Genomic DNA, 9,032 nt, shown 5'->3' with positions numbered 1-9,032 from the left:
CATAGCACTATAATTAGGCAATCCATTAAACTTTTATGAATCTAAACACACTATCTTTAGTTAATTATAAAAATTTTGAAAGTCAGGTTTTCGATTTCGACGCTAAAATCAATTGTTTTGTTGGCGCGAATGGCATCGGAAAAACCAATGCTTTAGATGCTATTTACCATTTAGCTTTCGGCAAAAGTTACTTTAATCCAATTGCAGTTCAGAATATAAATCACAATGCAGAGTTTTTTGTGGTTGATGGTAATTTTACTAAAAATGAGCGTGCAGAAAAAATTATAGTTTCCCTAAAGCGTGGACAAAAAAAAGTGATTAAACGTAATGGAAAAGCTTATGAAAAGTTTAGCGAGCATATTGGATTTATTCCGCTCGTTATTATTTCTCCTGCAGACCGTGATTTAATAATAGAAGGTAGTGATACACGACGAAAGTTTATTGACAGTGTTATTTCTCAAAGTGATAAAAGTTATCTAACCGAACTTATTAGCTATAACAAGGTTTTGGCACAACGTAATGCACTCTTAAAATATTTCGCATTAAATAATACATTTAATGCAGATACACTATCGATTTACAATGAGCAACTGCACGCGTTTGGCACCGAAATATTCAAAAAACGAGATGCCTTCCTAAAAGCATTTATTCCAATTTTTAAAGCACGTTATGAAGCCATTAGTCAAAGTAAAGAAGTCATTGATTTAACTTATAAAAGTGATTTATTTAATGGTGAACTAAAAGATTTATTAGATAAAAACCTCAATAAAGACAAAGCCTTACAATACACAAGTGTTGGTGCTCACAAAGATGATTTGGTGTTTTTAATTGATGATTTTCCCATTAAAAAATTTGGAAGTCAAGGACAACAAAAATCATTTTTAATTGCACTGAAATTAGCACAATTCGATTTTACAAAAGAGCAAAGTGGAGTCTCACCTATCTTACTACTAGATGATATTTTTGATAAACTAGATGAAAACAGAGTAGCACAGATTATTAATTTAGTAGATGATGAGCATTTCGGTCAGATTTTTATTAGTGATACACATGCAGATAGAACCGAAACTATTGTAAAACAGATTCATCAATCCTATAAATTATTCAAATTATGAGGAAATATTTATGGACCTTTTGCTTGCTATTAGTTGCTTGTTCTAATAACTCAGAATCTTACATAGAACACATAGAAGGCTATTGGGAAATTAAAGAAGTAACCTTAGCAAATGGCAGTAAAAAAGAATATAAATTTAACGAAACCATAGATTACATCAGTCTTAATGACAGTTTATATGGTTTTAGAAAAAAACTAAAACCTGGCATTAATGATACTTACTTTACTTCAGATAATTATGAAAGTTTAAGCGTGAAAATTGAAAATGGTAGTTTAAATATATATTACAAAACACCTTATGCCAAATGGAAAGAAACAGTTTTGGAAGCTACACCTAAAAATCTACGTATAATTAATGATAATAAGGACGTATATTTATACAAACGCTATACTCCAATTAAATTAGATATTAAATAATTAAAGAGATTACCGCTTTCGCGGCAACTAAGATGGCAAAACGCAATAACGATAACCAACCCATTGAAGATATTCTAAAAGAGTTTGTAAAGACCAATAATTTACAAACAGGATTAGACAAGGTTAACGTGCGTGAAGCTTGGGCGAATCTTATGGGAAATGGTGTTAACAATTACACCACTGCTATAGAACTTAAACATAGCGTACTCTATGTGCAATTAAGCTCTAGCGTATTGCGAGAAGAATTAAGTTATGGCAACGAAAAAATTGTAAAAATGCTCAACGAATCTGTAGGTAAAGACATTGTTAAAAAGTTAGTATTAAGATAAATCAATGAGCTCTACAAGTTTAAAGCATCAAATAACCAACCAATACCCTATTCCTTGGTCTATGAGTAGAGCTGAACAAGCGACACTTATTAGAGTATTACAAACTATAAAACCAAAAGTTGCAATAGAAATTGGAACTTATAATGGTGGTAGTCTTCAGGTTATCAGTGAATTTTCAGATAAAGTATATGCTATTGACCTAACACCATCATATAGAGATAAACGCTGTGATGATTTATCTAATATAGAGTATCTCATTGGAGATTCTAAACGTATTATTCCAGAATTAGTCAGTAAGATTAACAATAGTGATGAAGTTGTAGAATTCATTCTTATAGATGGAGACCATAGCACAAAAGGTGTTTTAGAAGATATTACCAAAGTTTTAAATCTTATACCAAAGCAACCTATTACTATTATTTTGCACGACAGTTTTAATCCAGCTTGTAGAAAAGGAATGACATCATATAATTACAATTCTAATCCTTATGTACATTATATTGAATTAGATTACGTTACAGGTGCTTTTAATCATGATGGGCTTTACAGAGAAATGTGGGGAGGATTCGCATGCATCCAGATGCAACCTATAAAGCGCACTGAACCAATAGCCATATCTGCTTACCAAGCCAAACTTTTTCTGGTTACCTATTATAGATCTATCCATTTCTTTAAAAATTTCTTTTGGTTTTTAAAACCTATTTATAAGGTTTTTAAAAAATAGAAAAGTCTATTTGATTCATTTCAACCTTGTTTAGAAAAGTAATATTTATTTGGTATTTTTAAATTCTCTATAATTTCATTTCATGAAGTATTTTAAACTTATCCTTTCCTTCCTATTAACTATAGGACTATTTTTTGCTTTAAATACCAAATTTAGAGCTATTCCTCCTATCGGAAAATTTCTTAATCCCTATTCTGGAGTTTGGCAAAACGAAACTGATGAATCTACTACTGGCGAAATAACAATTCCTGGATTAACAGATAAAGTTACTGTGCATTACGATGCCCAATTGATTCCGCATATTTTTGCTCAGAATGATTTAGATTTATATAGAGCTCAAGGCTATTTAACTGCTAAGCATAGACTTTGGCAAATGGAATTTCAAACCTATGCCTCAGCTGGTCGTTTATCTGAGATTATAGGTGAAGGAGCTTTAAATTACGACAGACAAGAACGACGAAGAGGTATGGTTTTTGGAGCAGAGCAAACCTTAAAAAAAATATCTGAAGACAAAGAAACTACTGCTATTGCTCAAGCTTACGCAGATGGAGTAAATAGTTATATTGATCAATTAGACCCAAAAGATTATCCTGTAGAATATAAACTGCTCGATTATAAACCAGAATCATGGTCACCAAAAAAAACAGCTTTACTGTTAATGTATATGACCAAAATGCTAGCTGGTGGAGATGAAGACATGGAAAACACCAATGCTTTACGTCTATTTGGTAAAGAGCGTTTCGATTTATTATTCCCAGATTTTTTTGATAATACAGAACCTATAATTCCTAAAGAAACAGACTGGAGCTTTGTTGATGTTCCTCAAACTCCAAAACCTACAAGCCAAATCCTATTAGATTCTATTACAGAAACTATAGACAAACCAAATCCAGATAACGGCAGTAATAATTGGGCTATTTCTGGAGAAAAATCGTATTCCGGACACCCTATTTTAGCCAATGATCCGCATTTAGGACTCAATTTACCTTGTATATGGTATGTGATGCAACTGAGCACACCAACTCATAACTCTTTTGGTGCCACGCTTCCTGGAGCTATAGCAGTCATTTCTGGTTTTAACCAACATATTGCCTGGGGAGAAACTAATGCTACAAGAGATGTTATTGATTGGTATAAAATTGAATTCAATGAAGACCGAACCAAATATAAATTCGATGACCAATGGAAAGACATAACAGTAAGAGTTGAAGAGATTAAAATAAAAGGCAAACCAAGCTACAAGGACTCTGTTTTATATACACATCATGGTCCTGTAATGTATGATAAAAACTTTAAATCAGATAAAGAGTTAGCTGGCTATGCCATGCAATGGACAGGACATATTCCCGGAAATGGACAACGTACATTTTTAGAATTGAATAAAGCTAAAAATTATAATGATTATACTAATGCTTTAAAATATTGGGTAGCACCTGCTCAAAACTTTGTCTTTGCATCTACTGAAGGAGACATCGCCTTATGGATTCAAGGAATGTTTCCTAATAAATGGGAAGATCAAGGTAAATTTGTAATGGATGGCAGTAAATCCGAAAATGATTGGCAAAGTTTTATTCCGCAACAGTTTAATGCGCACACTAAAAATCCTGAACGCGGTTTTGTAAGTTCTGCTAATCAGCATCCTGTAGATGAAGCTTATCCCTATTTTGTATATAACGATGGTTACGAAACGTATCGTAATCGTGTGATAAACGATTTCTTTAGTTCTAAAGACAAGTTTAGTATTCAAGATTTTAAAGATTTACACAATAACAATTACAATCTTAAAGCTGCAGAACTCATGCCTTACATGTTGGAAACTATGGACATTTCTAGTTTAAATTCGGAAGAAAAAGCGATCTATGATGAAGCTAAGGCATGGAGATATAATAACGACATTAACGAAGTTGGTCCAAGTATTTGGCGTCAATGGTATGGCAAACTTTATAATATGGTTTGGGATGAGTTTGATATTGAAGATACAGCACTCGATGCTCCATACACATATCAAACTATTTACTTGCTAAAAAACAAAGGAGATGATGCCTTTATGGATATAGTTGAAACACCAGAAACCGAAACGGCCAAGGACTTATTTTTATTAGCCTTTAAAAAAGCAGCAAAACGTTTAATAGAAATTAAAGCAGAAGAAGGAGACTACACTTGGGTGAATTACAAAGGCACATATGCTGGTCATTTATTACAAGCCCTACCTGCATTTTCTAGATTTGATATTCCTATTGGTGGTGATCGAAATATTGTAAATGCAACTTCAGAAAATCACGGACCATCTTGGAGAATGATTGTAGAAATGACATCCCCTCCTACAGCTATTGGGATTTACCCTGGTGGACAATCTGGTAATCCTGGCAGTAAATACTACGATAATTTTATAGATGATTGGGCTGCAGGAAAGTATTACAGTCTCAACTTTATGCAAACCAACGAAGCTACAGATGCTATGATTGGCACACAAATCTTAACACCTAGTAACTAATGAAAACAAATACAACCAATTTTATAGTAACGATTGTTTTAGCAATCATTTTATCATTATTTCTTCCTTGGTGGTCTATAATGACTGCTGCTTTAGCAAGTGCTTTATTTGTACCATTAAAACGAGCTGCAGTATTCTTTGTACCCTTTTTAGCTATTCTCTTATTTTGGGCAGTTTATAGTTTTATTTTGAGTAGTGGTAATGATTATACTTTAGCCAAACGCATTGCCGTTTTATTGCCTTTAGGAGGTAATCCTTTTATATTAATGTTAGCTACAGGAATCGTTGGTGGTTTAGCTGCTGGCATTGCTGCCATTTTTGGAAAACAGTTGAGTTTGGCATTGAAAAAGTCGTAGAATTCTTAATAGCAAATCTATTATATAAAAGGTATAGAAAAATATTTGTTAACCTCCAGCCTCAACAAGATTAAAACTTTTTGCCCACTGCACAGCAGCATCTACTGTAGTAAATCGCCTTATTTTCTTTTTAAAAAACAGGTTTTCTATAACGGTATTTACAAAACTAACACCTGTATAACCAATGATACCATAGCCTTTTAAATCGAAACTATTTCTAAAGAGTTTTAGCCAATCTGTTGGCACCACAGAATATGAGTAAATTCTGTGAGATAAATAAACCAAATCGCTACCATCACATTTAGTATAATCAATAACATCCTTTATTATTGGATGTGCATGAGTTTCCCAAGAAAAGCTAATACCTTCTTTAATTTCGGAAATAACATAGCCTTCAAAAATAAAAAACATCACCAAATTTGTAGTTCATTTCTTTTATAACTTCATCATATAGGCTGGTTTGTTTTATACTTAGCATTATGTTAAATCAGAAATTTTCTTTCTAAGAAAAAAAATAAACCTCAAAATATTAAAGCCTGAAGAGCAAATTAGAATCAGGATAATTCTCTTAATAGAATTCTAAATTAAGTTGGCTATTCATTCTAAGATAATCATCATGATTGGCATAGCTTAAAGCCATGATTTGTTCTACTTAGTGATACATAGGTATTACTTTATACGATGCAGTAATTAAAGAATGTGCTTTGATAAATTAAAAAAAAGCTTAGAAAGAAGTAATCGATATAAAAACAAAATTTCCATAAAAATATGAGTCTATTTTATGAAATGGAGAGAAGAAAAGGAAATTGAGATTCTGAAAACAAATTCAGAATAAAAAATAATACACTTAGAGGTAATTTTAATTCATAATCACATTACTAAACTTAGCATTTACAATAATATTTCTATTAGAACTTTGTCCATCAGGATAATTTCGAATCGTTTTCTGAGTTGTCGGCTTATTATTATACTTAGAACGACTCCCCTTAAAATACATACTATAATCAATATTTTTAGGTAAGTTGATTAATGCATCGCTATTCTCTAAAACCAAATTCAGGTTCTTAAACGATGTTGTAAGATTAGAAATAGTAAGATCACCAAAGCTACCATCTATAATACCAGTGTCTGTTAAGCTCTCAATATTAATATTAGACGACTTAGAATTCAATACTAAATTATTAGCATTTTTAATCTGAGCTTTATCAACAAAATTAAGATTCAGTGTACCTAAATCCCAAGTATCAATAACCACTGGCGAATAAGACACATTGATGGAAGTGTCACTTCCATCAATGTGTTCTGCTACAAAAAATGAGTGCGATATATCTCCTTTCATGTTATAAATAACTGAAGACAATTTTAACTCACCATGTCTTATGTTCGTTTTAAGTTTCGCTTTTTTAGGGATTTTTATTTTAATCACTTTTTTTACTTTACTATTACTACCAGACTCTAAACGTCTTACTAAGATAGACTCTCTTCGTTCTTCCATACGTTCTGCTCTTTCTTCCATACGCTTAACCATTTCTTTAGAACGCTTTTCATTACGCTCTTCCATTGCTTCTGCTCGCCTCTCCATAGCCTTGGCACGCACTTCCATTTCTTTTCCAAAACGTTCTCCCCAAGCTTCCATTTTCTCTTCCCATTCTTTACCAAACTTTTCACCAAATTCTTCTCCCCATTTCTCCATATCTTTTGCCCATTTGCCTTCAAAACGCTTTCCGTATTCTTCTCCCCATTTTTCCATTTTCTCTTGGTAACCAGATTCCCCAAACTTTCTGGCCCATTCTTCCATACTTTTTTGAAGTTCTTTACCACCTTCTTTTTCGTACTTTTTGCTCCATTCTGTTAAGTATTTCTCACCATCTTTTTGATATCTATCATAATCAAAAGATATGGATTTAACTCCTTCTGGCAATTCAGGTAACTCCGGCATTTCTGGCATTTCAGGCATTTCTGCCATATGTGGCATGTTCGGCATCTCTGGCATTTCTGGCATTTCTGGTAAATCTGCTAATTGAATTTCTAAATCTTTCAATAAGTCTCCGTAATCGCCTTCACCAAATAATCCTATGTTTCTCCCACCATTAGATGAAATTGTAACCTTACCATTAGAACCTTCTACTTTAAGGTTCCAAGCTTCTAAAGCTCTTTCTAGTTCTTCTTCGGATAGTTTGCTACTTTCAATATAAGCTTCTACTTCTACAATGTCTCTGTTCCAAGTTTCTAATTGTATTTCTACATAACTAGTGTTTAAGTCAACTACCACATCTTTATTTACCTTAATTGATTGTGATGTTTTGCTTAATTTTTTCTGGGCATAACCAAAAGAGGTTAAAAGACAGAGCATTAAAATTTTGATTGTGTTGTTCATGATTTTTTTGATTTAACTATTCATTTTTTGATTTATTGATTGTGATTATATACTATCTTGCATAAATGAGTCGTCATTAAACTCTTGAAGTTTTTCTTTAAGACGCATCACTAAGTTTAGTCTAAATTTTAGGTTATCTATAAGTGCATTTAAAGTTTCTTCATTAGGACCATTGTCATTCAACTCTAATGTTAGCCTGTCGTATTCTTCATTTAATTCCTTAAGACGCTGTACATAACCATCAAACAACTCCTTGTTCTCTGGTGTTAACTGCACTTTAGATAATTCTAAGTTAATACTAGCCAAATAATAGTCTTCAACTTTCTTTAATTCTGGTGAAACAGCTCCTAAAGTTTTTGGCCCTGCACTTTCAACTATAGTAGGTTCTATTGGATCGGCTGAAGGTGTTTGAAAAAACTGAAATGCTCCATAACTCAATCCTAATAATACAATAACACTTGCTGCTATATTTAAGAAACTAAATAGGTTCGTTGATGTCTTTTTCGGTAATTCTTTACCTAATTTTTGAAGAAAACGTGCTTCATGACCTTCAGACATTTTTATATGCTGCTCCTTAGGGTCTTCTTCAAACAGGTTTCTAAGATCTTGTGCCATTTATCTTTAATTTTAATTCGTTTTGCAATTTTTGCTTACCTCTCGATAATTGTGTTCTTGAGGCGACTTCAGAAATATTCAAAATTTCTGATATTTCTTGGTGATCGTAACCTTCAACTAAATACAGCATTACCACATATCTGTATTTTTCGGGCAAACGCTCCATCGCTAATTTCACTTCGTCTATAGTAATTTCGTCATCTACCAACCATTCATTCTCATAATCCGCATCCACAACATTTAAATGATGCTCTTCTAATTCTATTAAACGCTGACGTTTCGATTTTAAAACATCAATACATCTATTAATAACAATACGCTTTAACCACGCTCCAAAACTCACTTCAGCCTTATATTGTTCTAATTTTGAAAACGCTTTTATAAACGCCTCTTGTACAATATCTTCAGCTTCCATTGTATCCTTTACAAATCGAAGCGCGACGATTAGCATCCCGTTACAGTATTGATTATACAACTCCATTTGAGCTTGTCTATCATTCTGCTTGCATTTTTCAACAATATGAATTTGAAACGTGCTGATTTTAGTTTTGGTTTTTGATTGGTTACACACTAAAGACGACACCTATTTTTAAGTGTGACAAAAAT

At 32.6% G+C, this 9,032-nt stretch carries 10 protein-coding genes; 6 read left to right on the top strand and 4 right to left on the bottom strand.

Going from position 1 to position 9,032, the window contains the following annotated elements:
• Positions 1–35: 35 nt before the first annotated feature.
• The 6 genes from recF to QZZ53_RS03055 all read left to right on the top strand — a co-directional run bounded on the left by recF (position 36) and on the right by QZZ53_RS03055 (position 5,434).
• Positions 36–1,115: a DNA replication and repair protein RecF gene (gene recF / locus QZZ53_RS03080; RefSeq protein ID WP_296381345.1), complete on the top strand. Its 1,080-nt coding sequence runs from the start codon at positions 36–38 to the stop codon at positions 1,113–1,115.
• A complete protein-coding gene (locus tag QZZ53_RS03075; protein ID WP_296381343.1) occupies positions 1,112–1,531 on the top strand; it encodes a lipocalin family protein in 420 nt (139 codons plus the stop codon). The genes recF and QZZ53_RS03075 overlap by 4 nt, the downstream gene beginning before the upstream one ends.
• Positions 1,532–1,563: 32 nt before the next feature.
• Complete coding sequence (locus QZZ53_RS03070; RefSeq protein ID WP_296381342.1) at positions 1,564–1,860, top strand: DUF721 domain-containing protein; 297 nt, start codon at positions 1,564–1,566, stop codon at positions 1,858–1,860.
• Positions 1,861–1,864: 4 nt separating this feature from the next.
• A complete protein-coding gene (locus tag QZZ53_RS03065) occupies positions 1,865–2,584 on the top strand; it encodes a class I SAM-dependent methyltransferase (RefSeq protein ID WP_296381340.1) in 720 nt (239 codons plus the stop codon).
• Between the two features lie 82 nt (positions 2,585–2,666).
• Complete coding sequence (locus QZZ53_RS03060) at positions 2,667–5,078, top strand: penicillin acylase family protein (RefSeq protein ID WP_296381338.1); 2,412 nt, start codon at positions 2,667–2,669, stop codon at positions 5,076–5,078.
• On the top strand, positions 5,078–5,434 hold the full coding sequence (locus QZZ53_RS03055; protein WP_296381336.1) for a hypothetical protein: 357 nt from the start codon (positions 5,078–5,080) through the stop codon (positions 5,432–5,434). The genes QZZ53_RS03060 and QZZ53_RS03055 overlap by 1 nt, the downstream gene beginning before the upstream one ends.
• 48 nt (positions 5,435–5,482) lie before the next feature.
• Here the strand turns inward: QZZ53_RS03055 and QZZ53_RS03050 are convergent, their stop codons facing one another.
• The 4 genes from QZZ53_RS03050 to QZZ53_RS03035 form a co-directional block, all read right to left on the bottom strand.
• Positions 5,483–5,845 carry a hypothetical protein gene (locus QZZ53_RS03050; protein ID WP_296381334.1) on the bottom strand — a complete coding sequence of 121 codons (363 nt, stop codon included), beginning with the start codon at positions 5,843–5,845 and terminating at the stop codon, positions 5,483–5,485.
• Positions 5,846–6,293: 448 nt separating this feature from the next.
• Complete coding sequence (locus QZZ53_RS03045) at positions 6,294–7,811, bottom strand: hypothetical protein (protein WP_296381332.1); 1,518 nt, start codon at positions 7,809–7,811, stop codon at positions 6,294–6,296.
• 45 nt (positions 7,812–7,856) lie between these two features.
• Positions 7,857–8,426 carry a hypothetical protein gene (locus QZZ53_RS03040; protein ID WP_296381329.1) on the bottom strand — a complete coding sequence of 190 codons (570 nt, stop codon included), beginning with the start codon at positions 8,424–8,426 and terminating at the stop codon, positions 7,857–7,859.
• Complete coding sequence (locus QZZ53_RS03035; RefSeq protein ID WP_296381327.1) at positions 8,410–8,997, bottom strand: RNA polymerase sigma factor; 588 nt, start codon at positions 8,995–8,997, stop codon at positions 8,410–8,412. Before QZZ53_RS03035 ends, QZZ53_RS03040 begins: the two co-directional genes overlap by 17 nt.
• Positions 8,998–9,032 lie beyond the last annotated feature (35 nt).

It is taken from the genome of Winogradskyella sp., assembly GCF_016744625.1.
In the GTDB taxonomy this organism is placed as follows: domain Bacteria; phylum Bacteroidota; class Bacteroidia; order Flavobacteriales; family Flavobacteriaceae; genus Winogradskyella.
The sequence above is the reverse complement of the archived record's forward strand: the minus strand, read 5'-3'. Positions and strand labels throughout refer to the sequence as shown.

What these genes read in the sequence shown, in the direction of transcription:
- recF (WP_296381345.1), top strand. Translation starts at nt 36, where the DNA reads ATGAATCTAAACACACTATCTTTAGTTAATTATAAAAATTTTGAAAGT.
- QZZ53_RS03075 (WP_296381343.1), top strand. Translation starts at nt 1,112, where the DNA reads ATGAGGAAATATTTATGGACCTTTTGCTTGCTATTAGTTGCTTGTTCT.
- QZZ53_RS03070 (WP_296381342.1), top strand. Translation starts at nt 1,564, where the DNA reads ATGGCAAAACGCAATAACGATAACCAACCCATTGAAGATATTCTAAAA.
- QZZ53_RS03065 (WP_296381340.1), top strand. Translation starts at nt 1,865, where the DNA reads ATGAGCTCTACAAGTTTAAAGCATCAAATAACCAACCAATACCCTATT.
- QZZ53_RS03060 (WP_296381338.1), top strand. Translation starts at nt 2,667, where the DNA reads ATGAAGTATTTTAAACTTATCCTTTCCTTCCTATTAACTATAGGACTA.
- QZZ53_RS03055 (WP_296381336.1), top strand. Translation starts at nt 5,078, where the DNA reads ATGAAAACAAATACAACCAATTTTATAGTAACGATTGTTTTAGCAATC.
- QZZ53_RS03050 (WP_296381334.1), bottom strand. Translation starts at nt 5,845, where the DNA reads ATGTTTTTTATTTTTGAAGGCTATGTTATTTCCGAAATTAAAGAAGGT.
- QZZ53_RS03045 (WP_296381332.1), bottom strand. Translation starts at nt 7,811, where the DNA reads ATGAACAACACAATCAAAATTTTAATGCTCTGTCTTTTAACCTCTTTT.
- QZZ53_RS03040 (WP_296381329.1), bottom strand. Translation starts at nt 8,426, where the DNA reads ATGGCACAAGATCTTAGAAACCTGTTTGAAGAAGACCCTAAGGAGCAG.